Annotated in this window: 11 protein-coding genes; 3 read left to right on the plus strand and 8 right to left on the minus strand. The window is 74.8% G+C overall.

The window, feature by feature from the left end; translation table 11 throughout:
• Window positions 1–210: 210 nt before the first annotated feature.
• Both ACSU53_RS10055 and ACSU53_RS10060 read left to right on the plus strand, forming a co-directional pair.
• Window positions 211–1755: an alpha/beta hydrolase gene (locus tag ACSU53_RS10055; protein WP_437026561.1), complete on the plus strand. Its 1545-nt coding sequence runs from the start codon at window positions 211–213 to the stop codon at window positions 1753–1755.
• Between the two features lie 134 nt (window positions 1756–1889).
• On the plus strand, window positions 1890–3395 hold the full coding sequence (locus ACSU53_RS10060; RefSeq protein WP_437026563.1) for an alpha/beta hydrolase: 1506 nt from the start codon (window positions 1890–1892) through the stop codon (window positions 3393–3395).
• Window positions 3396–3564: 169 nt separating this feature from the next.
• Here ACSU53_RS10060 and ACSU53_RS10065 read toward each other — a convergent pair whose 3' ends face one another.
• The 8 genes from ACSU53_RS10065 to ACSU53_RS10100 form a co-directional block, all read right to left on the minus strand.
• Window positions 3565–3846: a hypothetical protein gene (locus tag ACSU53_RS10065; RefSeq protein WP_437026564.1), complete on the minus strand. Its 282-nt coding sequence runs from the start codon at window positions 3844–3846 to the stop codon at window positions 3565–3567.
• Between the two features lie 217 nt (window positions 3847–4063).
• Entirely contained in the window at window positions 4064–5242 is a 1179-nt protein-coding gene (gene moeZ / locus ACSU53_RS10070) for an adenylyltransferase/sulfurtransferase MoeZ (protein ID WP_437026566.1), read from the minus strand.
• 63 nt (window positions 5243–5305) lie between these two features.
• Window positions 5306–6055, minus strand: coding sequence for a spherulation-specific family 4 protein (locus ACSU53_RS10075; RefSeq protein WP_437026568.1), 750 nt, complete (start codon window positions 6053–6055; stop codon window positions 5306–5308).
• A complete protein-coding gene (locus ACSU53_RS10080; RefSeq protein WP_437026570.1) occupies window positions 6043–7011 on the minus strand; it encodes an NAD-dependent epimerase/dehydratase family protein in 969 nt (322 codons plus the stop codon). Before ACSU53_RS10080 ends, ACSU53_RS10075 begins: the two co-directional genes overlap by 13 nt.
• A gap of 319 nt (window positions 7012–7330) precedes the next feature.
• Window positions 7331–8689, minus strand: a complete 1359-nt coding sequence (locus ACSU53_RS10085) for a hypothetical protein (protein ID WP_437026572.1) — start codon at window positions 8687–8689, stop codon at window positions 7331–7333.
• Entirely contained in the window at window positions 8686–10470 is a 1785-nt protein-coding gene (locus ACSU53_RS10090) for a DUF3492 domain-containing protein (RefSeq protein ID WP_437026573.1), read from the minus strand. The genes ACSU53_RS10085 and ACSU53_RS10090 overlap by 4 nt, the downstream gene beginning before the upstream one ends.
• Before the next feature lie 301 nt (window positions 10471–10771).
• A complete protein-coding gene (locus ACSU53_RS10095) occupies window positions 10772–12526 on the minus strand; it encodes a DUF3152 domain-containing protein (protein ID WP_437026575.1) in 1755 nt (584 codons plus the stop codon).
• A gap of 8 nt (window positions 12527–12534) precedes the next feature.
• Window positions 12535–13608 (minus strand): alpha/beta fold hydrolase, encoded by a 1074-nt coding sequence (locus tag ACSU53_RS10100; RefSeq protein WP_437026577.1) that lies wholly within the window; start codon window positions 13606–13608, stop codon window positions 12535–12537.
• 474 nt (window positions 13609–14082) lie between these two features.
• Between ACSU53_RS10100 and ACSU53_RS10105 the strand changes: the two genes are divergently transcribed.
• Window positions 14083–14310, plus strand: coding sequence for a hypothetical protein (locus ACSU53_RS10105; protein ID WP_437026579.1), 228 nt, complete (start codon window positions 14083–14085; stop codon window positions 14308–14310).
• Window positions 14311–14334 lie beyond the last annotated feature (24 nt).

The raw sequence follows: 14334 nt of genomic DNA on the forward strand, positions 1-14334 counted from the left end.
CGCGCACCTGCGCCGACGCGTACACACGGGCACCGGCACCCGACGCGTACACACGTGCACTGCCCCGTACGGGCCCCCGCCGGGCGCCGGGCGCCGGGCGGGCCGGCCCGGCCGTGCACCGTACCGACGGCCGCCGGGGGCCTCGCGCCGTTCTCCCTCGTACGGCACCGCGGTCGCGCGGCCCGTCCCGCGCGACCGCAGGATGGAGGCATGCCCAAGCCCATCCGCCTGCGTGCCGCCGCCCTGTCCGTCTCCGCCGTGCTGCTGCCGGCACTGCTCGCGGGCTGCGGTGACGACGCGGAGGCCGAGGACCTGACGGAGCAGAAGCTCGGCTGGAAGGACTGCCCCGCCCCCTCCGAGGCCCAGGGCGGTGGCCCGGCCCCCTCTCCCCTGCCGAACGGCGGGAGGTGGCAGTGCGCCACCATGAAGGCACCGCTGGACTGGGGCGATCCCGACGGCGACACCATCGGCATCGAACTGATCCGCGCCCGCGCGGACGGCCCGGACAGCGAGCGGATCGGTTCCCTGATCTTCAACTTCGGCGGTCCGGGCGGCTCCGGCGTGACCGCCCTGCCCTCCTTCGGTCCGGACTACGCGACCCTGCGCACCCGATACGACCTCGTCAGCTTCGATCCCCGGGGGGTCGGCCGCAGCGCCCCGGTGCGCTGCGAGGGACCCGAACGGCTCGACGCCCACTTCGAGCAGGACGCGACCCCCGACGACCAGCGGGAACGCACCGAACTGCTGAACAGCACCAAGGAGTTCAACGCCGCCTGCGAGAAGAACTCCGAGCGGATCCTGCCCCACGTGCGCACCACCCAGGCCGCCCGCGACCTCGACCTGATGCGCCAGGTCCTCGGCGACGACAAGCTCCACTACTTCGGCATCTCCTACGGCACCGAACTGGGCGGCGTGTACGCCCACCTGTTCCCCGAACGGGTGGGGCGGGCCGTGTTCGACGCGGTCGTCGACCCCACGCAGACCCCGGAACAGGGCGCGCTCGGCCAGGCCCGGGGCTTCCAGCTGGCGCTGGACAACTACGCCGAGGACTGCGTCTCGCGGACCGAGGAGTGCCCCGTCGGCGACAGCGTCCAGGACGTGAAGGACCGCATCGCCCGCTTCCTGGCCCGGCTGGACAGTGAGCCGGTCCCCGGCGTCTTCCCGCGCGAGCTGACCCAGTCCATGGCGACCGGCGGCATCCTGCAGGCGCTGTACTCGCGCGACTTCTGGGAGTTCCTGACGGACGGCCTGGAGCAGGCCTACGACGGTGACGGAACGATTCTGATGCTGCTCGCCGACTCGATGAACGGCCGCAACGAGAACGGCGACTACAGCAACCTCGTCCCGGCCAACATCTCCATCAACTGCGCCGACGACAAGCCCCGCTACGACACCGCGGACGTGGAGCGCGGCCTTCCGGAGTTCCGCAGGGCCTCGCCGCTGTTCGGCGAGACCCTGGCCTGGGGGATGCTCGGCTGCACCGACTGGGCGGTGCCCGGGGCCGCCGACCATCCCGACGTGAGCGCGCCCGGCTCCGCGCCGATCCTGGTCATCGGCAACACCGGCGACCCGGCCACGCCCTACGAGGGCGCCCACAGGATGGTCCAGGCCCTGGGCGACGGGGTCGGCGTGGAGCTGACCTACCGGGGACAGGGGCACGGGGCGTACGGCAGCAAGAACCGGTGCGTCCGGGCCGCGGTGGACGGCTATCTGCTGACCGGGAAGGTGCCGCGGAGCGGAACCGTCTGCTCCTGAGGCCGTCCGGCACGGAGAAGAAGCAGGTCACGAGGTTTTCCACAGGGTGACCGGGGCGTGGCACCTTCCGCCTACGATGGCCTGACCGCCATCCGCGGGACGATGCGGACGGCCAGTGAGGGGGGATGTGTCCGATGGCGCGCTTCGTACGGTGGACGGCCCTGGTGGTCGCCGCCGGGCTCCTGACCGCGGGCTGCACCGGTGACGACTCCGGCGACCGCGGCGCCCAGGACGGTGGGGACGACGGCCGGGGCACCTCGGCCCTGGACTGGGGCGCCTGCAAGGCGTCCGGTGACGAGCCGGCCCCGGGGAAGGGGTGGCAGTGCGCCACCCTGAAGGTCCCGCTGGACTGGTCGAAGCCCGACGGCGAGACGATCGGACTGGCCCTGATCCGCGCCAGGTCCACCGGGGACGACCGCCACGGGTCGCTGCTGTTCAACTTCGGCGGTCCCGGCGGCTCGGGCGTGTCCATGCTGCCGTCCTACGCCGGCACCGCCGCCAAGCTCCGCGAACGCTACGACCTCGTCAGCTGGGACCCCCGCGGGGTGGCCGCCAGCGAGGGCGTGCGCTGCCGCAGCGACAAGGACATCGAGGCCGCCGAGGCGGAGGTGGACACCACCCCGGACACCGCGGACGAGGAGAAGACGTTCCTCACCGACGCCGCGGACTTCGGGCAGGGGTGCGAGAAGTCCGCCGGCAAGCTGCTGTCCCACGTCTCGACCACCGACACCGCCCGCGACCTGGACCGCATCCGTGAGGCCCTCGGCGACGACAGGCTCAACTACCTGGGCATCTCCTACGGCACCCAGCTCGGGGGCGTGTACGCCCACTTGTTCCCCCAGAAGGTGGGCCGCCTGACGCTGGACGCGGTGGTCGACCCGACGGCCGACGCCGTCGGGCACGCGAAGAACCAGACCCTCGGCTTCCAGCGCGCGCTCAACAACTACCTCAAGTCCACCGGCAAGGACCCGCAGCAGGGCTCGCGCGAGATAGCCGACCTGCTGGAGCGGCTGGACGCCGAGCCGCTCCCGACGACGTCGGGCGACCGGAAGCTGACGGAGTCCCTGGCGCTGACCGGCATCGTGCTGCCGCTCTACACGAAGGAGGGCTGGCCGGCGCTGACCCTGGCCCTCGAATCCGCGCGGAAGGGGGACGGCAGCGCGCTGCTCGCCCTGGCCGACGGCTACAACGAGCGGGATCCTTCGGGCCAGTACGGCACGATGACCCATTCGCAGCGGGCCATCCAGTGCCTGGACAGCGAGAAGCGGCCGTCCGCGGCGGAGGTGAAGGCGCTGCTGCCGGAGTTCGAGGAGATATCCCCCGTGTTCGGCCCGCGACTGGGCTGGGACGTGGCCGGCTGGTGCCACGACTGGCCGGTGCCCGGCCAGTCCGACACCCCTGAGGTCAGCGCCCCGGGCGCGGACCCGATCCTGGTCATCGGCAACACGGGCGACCCCGCCACCCCGTACGAGGGCGCCCGCCGGATGGCGGACGAGCTCGGCAAGGACGTCGGCGTCCTCCTCACCTGGAAGGGCGAGGGCCACGGCGCCTACGGCAGCGGAAGCGCGTGCGTCGACTCCACGGTCGACACCTTCTTCCTGAAGGGCACGCCCCCGAAGGACGGCAAGGTCTGCTCCTGACGGACCGGGCCGGGACCGCACGGGACGGTTCGGGAGGGGGCCGGGTCCGCTCCCGGCCGGCGCGGCCGTCGCACGCCGGGGAGGGACCGGGCCGCACTGCCCGGCGCGACCCGGACGCCACGGCTGCCGCCGCAGGCGGACGGCCGTCCGCGGTCACCGCCGGCACCGGTCACGGCACGTCCCGCACGGCGAGCAGTTCCACCGACGCACCGGACGACTCCAGCAGGGGTGCGGCGGCGGAGCCCCGAGGGTCGAGCCGGTAGGCGGCGACGTCGTCCTCGCCGGGGAAGGCCACGAGGTGGGCTTCGACGCGGTCGTCCAGCGTGCGCACCCGCCGTTCGAGCCGCCCTCCGTACTCGGCGAGCAGCGGCAGGACGGCCCTCTCGTAGGCGTCGAAGGCGTCGAGGCCGCCCTCCGGCAGCCGTGCCGGCAACAGGTAGGTGACAGCCATGCGTCCCGCCCCTCTTCTCAGGCCCCGGCAGTGACCTCAAGGGCCCGGGGGCCCGGTCCCGTGGGCCTTCGGGCCGGGACGGCGTTCCCGCGACCGGGGCGGGCCGCCCTCGGGCCGACCGACCGGACCACACCGGCCGGGGACGACAGAAGCCCACGGCCCCGAACGGGTCGGAGCCATGGGCTTCTTCCATCCCGCGGGTCAGCGGGAGGGGTGATCAGTAGACCGGCTTCTCCGGTTCGATCTGGTTGACCCAGCCGATGACGCCGCCGCCGACGTGGACGGCGTCGGCGAAGCCCGCGGACTTCAGGACCGCGAGGACTTCCGCACTGCGGACACCCGTCTTGCAGTTCAAGACGATCTTCTTGTCCTGCGGGAGGCTCTCCAGGGCGTTGCCCATGAGGAACTCGTTCTTCGGGATCAGGCGGGCGCCGGGGATGGAGACGATCTCGAACTCGTTCGGCTCGCGGACGTCGATGAGCTCGAGCTTCTCGCCGTCGTCGATCCACTCCTTGAGCTGCTTGGGAGTGATCGTGGAGTCGGCGGCCGCCGCCTGGGCCTCCTCGGAGACGACGCCGCAGAAGGCCTCGTAGTCGATGAGTTCCGTGACGGTCGGGTTCTCGCCGCAGATCGCGCAGTCGGGGTCCTTGCGGACCTTGACCTGGCGGTACTGCATCTCCAGGGCGTCGTAGATCATCAGGCGGCCGACCAGCGGCTCGCCGATGCCGGCGAGAAGCTTGATGGCCTCGTTGGCCTGGATGGAGCCGATGGACGCGCAGAGCACGCCGAGCACGCCGCCCTCGGCGCAGGAGGGGACCATGCCGGGGGGCGGGGGCTCCGGGTAGAGGCAGCGGTAGCAGGGGCCGTGCTCGGACCAGAAGACGGACGCCTGGCCGTCGAAGCGGTAGATCGAGCCCCAGACGTACGGCTTGTTCAGCAGCACGCAGGCGTCGTTGACCAGGTAGCGGGTCGCGAAGTTGTCCGTGCCGTCGACGATGAGGTCGTACTGGCTGAAGATGTCCTTCACGTTGTCGGACTCGAGCCGCTCCTCGTGGAGCACCACGTTCACGTAGGGGTTGATGCCCTTGATCGTGTCGCGGGCGGACTCCGCCTTGGGGCGGCCGATGTCGGCCTGGCTGTGGATCACCTGGCGCTGCAGGTTCGACTCGTCGACCTCGTCGAACTCCACGATGCCGAGCGTTCCGACGCCCGCGGCGGCCAGGTACATCAGCCCCGGCGAACCCAGACCGCCGGCGCCCACGAAGAGCACCTTGCTGTTCTTCAGCCGCTTCTGCCCGTCCATCCCCACGTCGGGGATGATCAGGTGGCGGGAGTACCTGCGGACCTCGTCTACGGTGAGCTCGGGGGCCGGCTCGACCAGGGGTGGCAACGACACGGGGACTCCGTTGGTCGGTCAATCACTACGGTTGTTCTCCTCGTAACAGTGCCATGGCCTTTTTCATTCCGAGACACCCGTCCCGACCCGCGAGACGAGATCGTCCCAGTAACCGGGCAGGCACTCCCAGGGGGCGCCGTGCGCGCCGCGCTCCACCCGGTCGGTGAAGTAGATGGTGGCCGCGCCCTGCCAGCGGGCGATCCGCAGCGCCTCCTCCAGGTGCGGGCGGGGCACGCCGTGCACGAAGTGGCAGAACCGCTCGGGCGGGTGCTCGGCGGTCCACTCCGCCACCTGCGACCAGCGGTAGTCGCTCCACGGGCCGGAGAACGTCACCAGTTGGTCGGCGCACTCCACGTATCCGGGGTGGGGGTGGATGCCGTGGCCCAGCACGATGTGAGCGGCCTCACGGACCGCCCGGAGCGCGGTGACCGTCCGCCGCACCGCCGACAGGGCGAAGTGGTCCGCCGGGCAGCGGTCCAGGAGGAAACCGTCGACCCGGTACCAGTCGGCGAAGCGGTGGGCGTCGCCGAGCACCTCGCGCAGGCCGCGGGAGCCGTGGGCCGCGTCCAGGTGGCCGAGGACGCGTACCCCGCGGTTGCGCAGGTGGCCGACGGCCTCCAGGCAGCTGGGGTCGGGCTGCACGCCGGGCCCGCCGGCCACGTCGAGGACGACCCAGTGCAGCGGGGTGCCGGGGCGGGTGAGCTGGTTCCACTCGGCCGAGGCGACGAGGGGGTGGGCCAGGCCGGGGATGCCGAAGCCGTCGCCCACGTCGGTGTGGGCGGGCTGTGCTCTGGGCCGGGTCAGATACGGCATGCCGCCTCCATCCAGATGTCGGCCAGGGACTCCTCCAGGTTGATGCGGGGCCGCCAGCCGAGCCGGTCCCGTGCGGTGCGCACGTCGGCCTGCTGCCAGCTGCCGCAGCCGTCCGGGTACGGGGCGGCCGCCGGGGGCACGGGGTGGTGGTCGGCCTCGGCGCGGGGGTGGCCGATGGCCGGCCGCAGGTGCGGGGTGTGGGGTCCGTCGAGTTCGTGCAGCGCGCCGCCGTAGCCGGCCACCCGGGCCAGGACGGCGGCGGCGTCGCGCAGCCGGACCGCGCGGCCGGAGCCGATGTTGATGACGCCCTGGGCCGCGGACAGCGAGGCGGCGTGCACGGCCCGGGCCACGTCGCGGACGTCGACAAAGTCGCGCTGGGCGCCCAGGCCGCCGAGCTTCAGCTCGCCGTCGCCGGACTGCATGGCGCGGCGCATGGCCTCGGCGAGGCGGCCGAGCGGGGATCCGGCGGGGGTGCCGGGCCCGGCGGGTGAGAAGACCCGCAGCACCACCGCGTCCAGGCCGGAACCGAGGACGAGTTCGGTGGCGGCGAGTTTGCTCACGCCGTAGGGGCCGCCGGGGCGCGGCACGGCGTCCTCGGCGGTGGAGGAGCCGGGCTGGCTGGGGCCGTACTCGGCGCTGCAGCCGATCTGGACCAGCCGGGCGCCGCAGCCGCTGCGCCGCAGTGCCTCGCAGACGGTGGCGACGGCGACGGTGTTGTGCCGGGTGAGTTCGCGCGCGCCGCCGCGGGTGGCGCCCGCGCAGTTGACGACGACACCGGGGTGGACGGCGTCGAGGAACCGGGTGAGGGCGCCGGGGCTGCCGGTGGCGAGGTCGAAGCGGACGTCGGCGTCGTCGCCGCGGCCCAGGGCGGTGAGCTGGACGGCCGGGTCGGCGAGCAGACGGTCGGCGACGAAGCGGCCGAGGTAACCGTTGGCTCCGATCAGCAGGACTCTCATCGGGCGGCTCCCTCGACGGCCGAGGCTGCTGGGCGGGTGCTCATGTGGGTTCTCCTTCGGGGATGCGGGCTGCCCGCGGTGGGGCCGTGCCCGGCCGGGCTGAGGGCCGTCCGTGGTGGGGGCGGGACGGGGAGGGGGGTGACGGCGAGGGGGGTGACGGAGGCGGTGCCCCCGCGCGACGGTCCCGCAAGGGCGGGAGCGGGGGCGGCTGCCGCGCGGGCGCCACCGGTTCCCGGGGCGCACCGGGCGGCCGGCCGCGCGCCTGGGCGGCCCCGCCTGCCCGGCGGCCCGGCGGCTGGGTGACGGGTGACCGGGCCGGTCATCGCGGGTGCTCCGTACGGGAGTGGGCGGACGCCCGGGTGAGCCGGCGGGCCGCGTGGGCCAGCAGGACGAGGGCCGCCGCGCCGCAGCTGAGGGTGGGCACGGCGGCGGGATGCCAGGCCGTGACCAGGGTCTCCACGGGTGCGGACAGCGCGGTGAAGCCGGGGAGACGGGCGGCGAAGACGGTCGTGAGGGCGAGGGCCTGGGCGGTGGCCGCGCACGCGAGCAGCGTCCTGGGGCCGCGGGTGAAGCCGTGCACGGCGAGGAGGCGGGCCAGGTAGAGGAGGGCGCCCGTGGCGAGGGTCCCGGGGAGGGCGAGCGGCTCGTCCAGTGCCGACGCGCAGACGACGACGAGGGCCGCCAGGGCGCAGAGGAACAGGGTGACGGTGCCGAACAGCAGGGGGCGCACGGATGCGGCGAAGTCCTCCAGTCCGCGGCTCGCGGTGAGTTTGCGCCGGGCTCCGCGGGTGAAGAGGTGGACGGTCCAGGCGGCCGGGGCGCAGGCCAGGGCGAGGGCCGGCATCGGGGCGACGGCGAGCGGCCAGTCGCCGTCGGGTGCGGGCGGGCCGTCGGGGCCGCCGGTGATGGCGACCTGGAGCAGCCCGTCGCCCAGCAGCGCGTAGCCGACGAGCCAGCAGGTCCAGCCGGTCAGGCCCGTGGCCGGTGGGCGGCCGGGGCTGCCCAGGGGGCCGCGGCGCAGCGCGGCCCGCACGGCCGAGGCGACGGCGAGGATGCCGACCGCGGCGGTGAGGAGTCTGGTCCGGCCGTGGGTGAGGTGCAGGGCGAGCAGGGCGGCGAGGCAGAGGAGGCCGGGCAGGAGGGCCCGGACGATCCAGTCGGCCCGTGCCGCCGGGGGCGGGGCCGGGGCGGGGCGGGCGGCGTCGCCGTCACGGGGGACGCGCGCGAACAGTTCCTCGGCGAGGGAGAAGACGTCCCGGTGCCGGAAGCGGGCGGCGGTCCGGTCGGTGATGCCGTGCGCCTCCAGGCCGGCGGCGATCTCCAGCGGGTCGACGGCGCGTTCGCACAGCTCGCGGTGGCGGTGCAGCAGCGCCTTGACCGGGTCGGCGCCGCCCCGCGGTCCCGCGCCGGGCCGCCGGGGGACCAGGCGCTCACCGGACGGCGCGTCGGGGGTGCCGTACGGGTCGGGGATGCCGTACGGGCGGGGGGAAGGACCGCGGCCGTGGTCGGCGTCCGGGCACCGGGGGGTTCCGGGGCCGGGTGCGGCGTCCGGGCCGTGGGAGGCGTCGGAGCCGGGTGCGGGTGCGGCGTCCGGGCCATGGGTGGGGGCGGCGGCGTCGGCTGTTGTCCGCCGGTCTCCGGGGTCGCCGAGTTCCTTGAGGCGGGGCTGGCCGGTCATCGTGCGGCCTCCGTCGCGCTCGCCCCGGCCGCCGCGGTGGGACGTGCCCAGGTGGGCGTGGCGCGGGCTGCCGTCCAGTGACCGGGGACGTGCGCCTCGGCGGGGACGGCGAACGGCTGGAGGTCTGCGGTGCCGTCGAGACGGTCGCGGCGCAGGGGTGTGCGGGCGACGGTCTCCAGATACAGCCCGTGGAAGGCGGCGATGTTCTGCTCGACGGTGAACAGCTCCAGTGCGCGGGCGCGGGCGGCCGCCCCGAGGCGTACGCGGCGCGCGGGGTCGCGCAGCAGGGAGACGCACGCCTCGGCGAGCGCCCGCGGATTGCGCGGCGGGACGACGAGGCCCGTGCCGCCGATGACCTCGACGACCGCGCCGACGTCCGTGGAGACCGTGGCACGGCCGCAGAACATGGCCTCGACGAGACCGACGGGGAAGCCCTCGACGACGCTGGACAGCACGGTGACGGCGCCGGCGGCGTAGGCGTCGGCCGCGGTGGGCAGGCCGGGGCCGCCGGTCTCCTCGAAGGACACCGGGTTGTCGCCCACGGCGTGGGGTCCCTCGGCCTCGTCGGGGAACAGGTGGGCGGCCAGGGCCCGGCAGTGGGCGAGGTAGGCCGTGCCCTCCGCGTCCGCCGGGGCGCCGATGATCCGCAGCCGGGTCCCGGGCTCCTGCTTGCGCACCTCGGCGAAGGCGTGCAGCAGGGAGACGAGGTCCTTGGCGGGTTCGACGCGGCCGGACCAGACCAGGGTGTGCGGGTCGGCGCACTCGGGCGACTCCCCCACCTCGGTGAAGGGAGCCGCGTCCATGCCCGGGTACACGGTGCGCAGCTTGGCCCGGTCGGCCCCGCAGCGCTCCTGCCAGCGGCGGGCGTGGGCGTTGCCCGGGGTGACGAACGTGGCACGGCGGTAGGTCTCGGCGGCGAGCCTGCCGTGGAGGGCGGCCAGCAGCGACCGCACCGCCGGGGAGGCGTCCGGGCGGGTCAGGTAGTGCGTCCGCAGCCGTACGCCGTACTCGGTGACCAGCAGCGGGACGCCGAACAGGTGGTGGGCGAGCAGCCCGGGCAGCGCGGCCGGGCCGCCGGAGGCCGCGTGGCACAGGTCGACGGCGCCGAGCCCGTCCGTGCCATACCAGTCGAGGGACAGGGGGCGCAGGGCGCGTTCCAGGTGTGCGGCGACCGCCAGCAGATCCGGCACGCGGGCCTCGCGCGCGGCCTGTCCCGCGCCGGGCGCACGACAGGCGCGTTCCAGGGCGCGTACGGCCGACTCGGACCGCAGGGCGGAGACCAGGCCGCCCTCCTCACGGGCGAGTGCGGCGAGGCCGTACAGCGCGTTGGCGAAACGGTCCGCCTCCGGTGCGGCAAGGGACTCCGTCCGTGCCGCCGGGGCTGCGTCCGGAGTGCTGACGCCACGGCCGCCACCGGGCCGCGCGTCCGCGTCCCCGGCGGCGCGCGCGAGGGCGGGGGCGGCGGTGTGCGCGTCGCGGGGCGCGTGCTCCGGGGCGCACAGGACGGCGGCCAGTTCGCCGTAGTGCTCCATGAAGCGCCGGCGTGCACGGCGGCCGTGCACCACCCCGTCGTCCTCGGCCGCCCACAGCGGTGCCGTCCGTACCCGCGCGACCTGCGGCGGCAGAGGAGCCCAGCCCGCGTCCTCCTGGGCCTCACTGCGGCTGAACGCGTAGACGTCGAACTCGTGTTGCCCGAGTCCGCGCACCAGGCGGTCGCACCAGAGCCCGGCGTCACCGCCCAGATACGGAAAGCCACCTTCCGTAAGCAGTCCGATGCGCACGAGTGCACCCCCGATCTCCCGTATGAGGAGCCGCCGTTGACCCGACGGCTCGCAGCGGGACGAACGTATGCGGACCAGGCGGTGGTGCGATGGACGGTTGTCCGTCGCACCATCAGAAGGGGTGAACGGTCGTAACTTTCCGGGGCGCGAGACGTTTGGTCGCGCTAAGAGATGGATCGGGCACCGGTGGTCACACGACCGGTCCGGGACGCCGTGGGGCGCCGCGCCGCACGCGCGTCCGGCACCGGACGGGGCGGTGCGCGCCGGTCCGCGGCCCGCCCCCGTCACACCGGAGGGGCCGTCAGCTGTTCGGGTACGGCCAGGGGTTGGGCCGGCAGTCGATCCCCTCGGGGTCGACGAACTTCGTCTGCTGCTGCATGACGGGAGCGAGGTCCCCGTCCTTGTCGCAGGTGACGTGCCCGTATCCCAGGCGGTGGCCGATCTCGTGGTTGATGAGCATCTGACGGTAGGCGTGGATCTTGTCGCCGTACGGCTCCGCGCCCTGGGCCCACCGGTAGGCGTTGATCATCACGCGTTCGGTGGCCGCCGAGTCGCAGGAGACGTTGTCGACGGTGGTGTCCAGGCCCGACTTGGCACACCATTCGGCGGTCGTGCCGGGGCTGGCGAGGGTGATGACGAAGTCCGGGCGGCCCGAGTGGATCCGCTCGAAGGTGCGGGCACCGTTGTGGGCCCAGCTGCGGTCGTCGTTCAGCGTCTTCTGCACGGCCTCGGCGAACAGATCGCCGTCGAGTCCGAGTCCCTGCTCGACGTCCACCCGGTAGGTGATCCGCTGTCCCTTGCCCGTCCCCTTGGCGATGCCGGGGATCGCGTCGAACGTCCCGGAGCCGTCGAGGTCGGCCTTGAGCGGGTAGGTGGCGCCCATCTTCTCCTCGTACGTCGCCGGACGGGCGTCGGGCGCCGCGGTGTCGGCCGGGGTCTCCCGGTCGTCACCGCGCGAAGCGGGTTCCCTGATGTCGCGCTGCTCGTCGGTGGCCGACCGGGCCCGCACTCCGGAGGCATCGCCGCCCTCGGCGACCTGCCCGGCCACGACGACGGCGAGCACGGTGGTGACGGCCGCCGCCGCGATCCCGGTGAACGCCCGCCCCTTGGAGCCCTTGGCCTGCGCGGACTCGTCCGGGGGCAGAGGGGGGCCGGCGTCGTCCTGGGCGCCGCCGGCGGACGCCGGGGCACCGGGGCCGCCGGGCCACTCCGTGACGGAGGCGTACGGATCCGTGCGGCGCGGCGGCACGGGCGGCACCGCGGCCGGACCGCCCGCGGCGGGCGGCGTGCGCGGGGTGAAGAGGTCGTCGGCGTCGTCGAAGGCGTCGAGGTAGTCCTGTCGCGGGCCGCCCCCGGGAGGCGCCTGCCGTGGCCGCGGAAGGGAGGCGGCCGTCCCTGTTCCCGTGCCGTGGCCGGTCGTGGCCGCCGGGCCCGCGGCGCTCTCCCACTGCCCCCAGCCGCCCCCGGCCTCCCGCTGCTCCGGGTGCCCGCCCCGGGCCCGGGGGACGCCGTGCGCCGGGGTGCCGTCCGGCAGCCGGGGGAAGCCGTGCGCCGGGGTGCCGTCGGGGAGACGGGGCACCCCCTGCGCCGGAGTCCCCTCCGGGTACGCCTGCACGCCCTGCGGCGGGGTGCCGTACGGCGGGGCCGGGTGCTGGGCGGGCGTCCCGTAGCCCTGGGGCGGTGCGTGCCCCTGCGGGTGGCCCGCGGCGGGGCGCTGCCCGTGGGCCGGCGCGGGGCCCGTCGTGCGGTGGGCGTGGGCCGACGGCACGGGGACGCCGTGGGACGGGGTCGGGTACGGAGCGCTCTGCCCGGGCACTCCGCCCGGTGGCTGCCCCGGCTGTCCGGGGTGCCCCGGCCACCCCTGCCCCGGCCACTGCTGCGGCTGGGACCGGGCCGGTTGCTGCGGCGGGCCGCCCCGGGCGGCACCGGATGCGCCGTCCGGCAGCGGACGCCCGTCCCGCGCGGCTGCGGTGGCGTCCCTGGAAGCGGCGTCGGAAGTGGCGGCCTTGGGTGCGGTGGCCTTGGGTGCGGGTCCACGACGGCTGTGGCGTCCCACGTCGCGCCTCAGCCCCTCAGGTTCTCGGCGGTCGCCCCGCCATCGGCGGACTCGTCCGCGCGGGAGCCGGCGGCCGAGCCCGGGGCGCGCTTCGCGCCCGGCTGCACAGTATGCCCCTCGGCCGCCGAATCCGTTGCATCCGCGAGGAGTTCACGGAAAGCCGCGGCCACTGCCGTGGGGTATTCCATCATCGCCACGTGCCCCGCGTCCGGGAGCGTCACCAGCCGGGAGTCCCGGAAGGCGCGGGTCGCCCGGCGGGCCATCCGGTAGCCGACGAGCTGGTCCCGGCCGCCGTAGACGAGGAGCGTCGGCGCGAGCACCCGCTCGGCCTGGCGCCACAGTCCGTGCTGGCCGCCGAGGGTGTACGCGTTGACGAGGCCCCGCGCGGAGCGCGCCATGGCGTCCCAGAAGTACGGCAGCCGCTGCCGCCGCTCCATCTCCTGCACCGCGTGCCGGAAGCCCTCGGGCGAGACGCGTCCGGGGTCGCCGTAGCAGAGGGCCATCACGCCGCGCACCCGTTGTTCGGCGGTCCACTCACGGGTGAGGCGGGTGAACAGCTGCGCGACGCCGGGCACGGCGAGCAGGCCCGTCGGCACGGCGGTGCGCTGCACCCGCAGCTCCGGCAGGGCCGGGGACACGAGGGTGAGCGTGCGGACCAGGTCGGGGCGGGCGGCGGCGACGCGGGTCGCGACCGCACCGCCGAGCGAGTTGCCGAAGAGGTGCACCGCGCCGCGGCCGGAGCTGTCCAGGTAGCGGATCACCGCGCGGGCGTGCGCGGTGATGGAGTAGTTGCCGTCGTCCGGGGGCGGGGAGTACCCGAAGCCGGGGAGGTCGACGGCCTCGCCGGCGACCACGTCGTCGAGCAGGGGCATCAGCGCCGACCAGTTCTGCGAGGAGCCGCCGAGCCCGTGCACGTAGAGAGCGGGCGGCAGGTCCGCGCGGGCGGGGGTGCGCGACCGGACGGAGAGGGTGATGCCGGGCAGTTCGACGGACCTGAGGTGCTCGCCTTCGGCGACCCTGACGGCGGCCGCGTCGGACAGCACGTCGGCGGGTGGCACGGAGGGCAGCTCGGGCGAAGACATGCGGCAATGTTACGAGACGATCACACGGCAGCTCATGTGTCCGCCCTCACAGCCGACGCCGCCGGAGCCCCACCCCCGCACGGCACGACGCTTCCTCGGCGCCCCGACAGCCGGGCCCCGCATTCCGACAGCCGGCCCCCGCGCCCGACAGCCGGCCCCCGCGCCCGACGGCCAGCCCCCGCGCCCGAAGTGCCGGCCCCGCCTCCGACGGCCCGGCCCCGTACTCGACGACCGGCTCTCGCACCCGCGTCCGACGGCCGTCGCTGCCGCCCGTCCCCGACGGCAGCCGGCCCCTACGGCGTGCGGCCGTCGCGGCTCTCCGGCGCCGCGCACACGCTGTCACCTCACGATCGCAGACCGCGTGGCATCGGAATCGGGAGTCTCCTACGCTCGTACAGAGGGCACCCGCATGTGGCCCCCTGTCTTTCCCCAGGGACATGCGCAGGAGCAGCAGCAGAAGAAGGGAGCCCAGTCATGGCCATTGATCCCACCGACCCCGAGACCTTCGTCGAGGACGAGACCACGCCCGAGGACGAGGAACTGGATGTCGAGGCCCCCCGTGCCGACGTGGCGGACCAGCTGGCGGAGATCCACACGGACGAGGACGACCCGCTCGCCGAGGTCGACCGGAGCCGTGCGAACGAGGCGGACCTCGTGGAGCAGGCCAGGGTCGTGGCCCTGGACGAGGACGACTACCGGTGACAGGGTCCCGGGAGAGGGCGCCGT

Source organism: Streptomyces sp. enrichment culture, from assembly GCF_964273255.1.
Classification (GTDB): Bacteria; Actinomycetota; Actinomycetes; order Streptomycetales; family Streptomycetaceae; genus Streptomyces.

Excerpts from the sequence above, each read along its gene's own strand:
- ACSU53_RS10055 (WP_437026561.1), top strand. The coding sequence starts at position 211 with ATGCCCAAGCCCATCCGCCTGCGTGCCGCCGCCCTGTCCGTCTCCGCC.
- ACSU53_RS10060 (WP_437026563.1), top strand. The coding sequence starts at position 1,890 with ATGGCGCGCTTCGTACGGTGGACGGCCCTGGTGGTCGCCGCCGGGCTC.
- ACSU53_RS10065 (WP_437026564.1), bottom strand. The coding sequence starts at position 3,846 with ATGGCTGTCACCTACCTGTTGCCGGCACGGCTGCCGGAGGGCGGCCTC.
- ACSU53_RS10075 (WP_437026568.1), bottom strand. The coding sequence starts at position 6,055 with ATGCCGTATCTGACCCGGCCCAGAGCACAGCCCGCCCACACCGACGTG.
- ACSU53_RS10080 (WP_437026570.1), bottom strand. The coding sequence starts at position 7,011 with ATGAGAGTCCTGCTGATCGGAGCCAACGGTTACCTCGGCCGCTTCGTC.
- ACSU53_RS10085 (WP_437026572.1), bottom strand. The coding sequence starts at position 8,689 with ATGACCGGCCAGCCCCGCCTCAAGGAACTCGGCGACCCCGGAGACCGG.
- ACSU53_RS10100 (WP_437026577.1), bottom strand. The coding sequence starts at position 13,608 with ATGTCTTCGCCCGAGCTGCCCTCCGTGCCACCCGCCGACGTGCTGTCC.
- ACSU53_RS10105 (WP_437026579.1), top strand. The coding sequence starts at position 14,083 with ATGGCCATTGATCCCACCGACCCCGAGACCTTCGTCGAGGACGAGACC.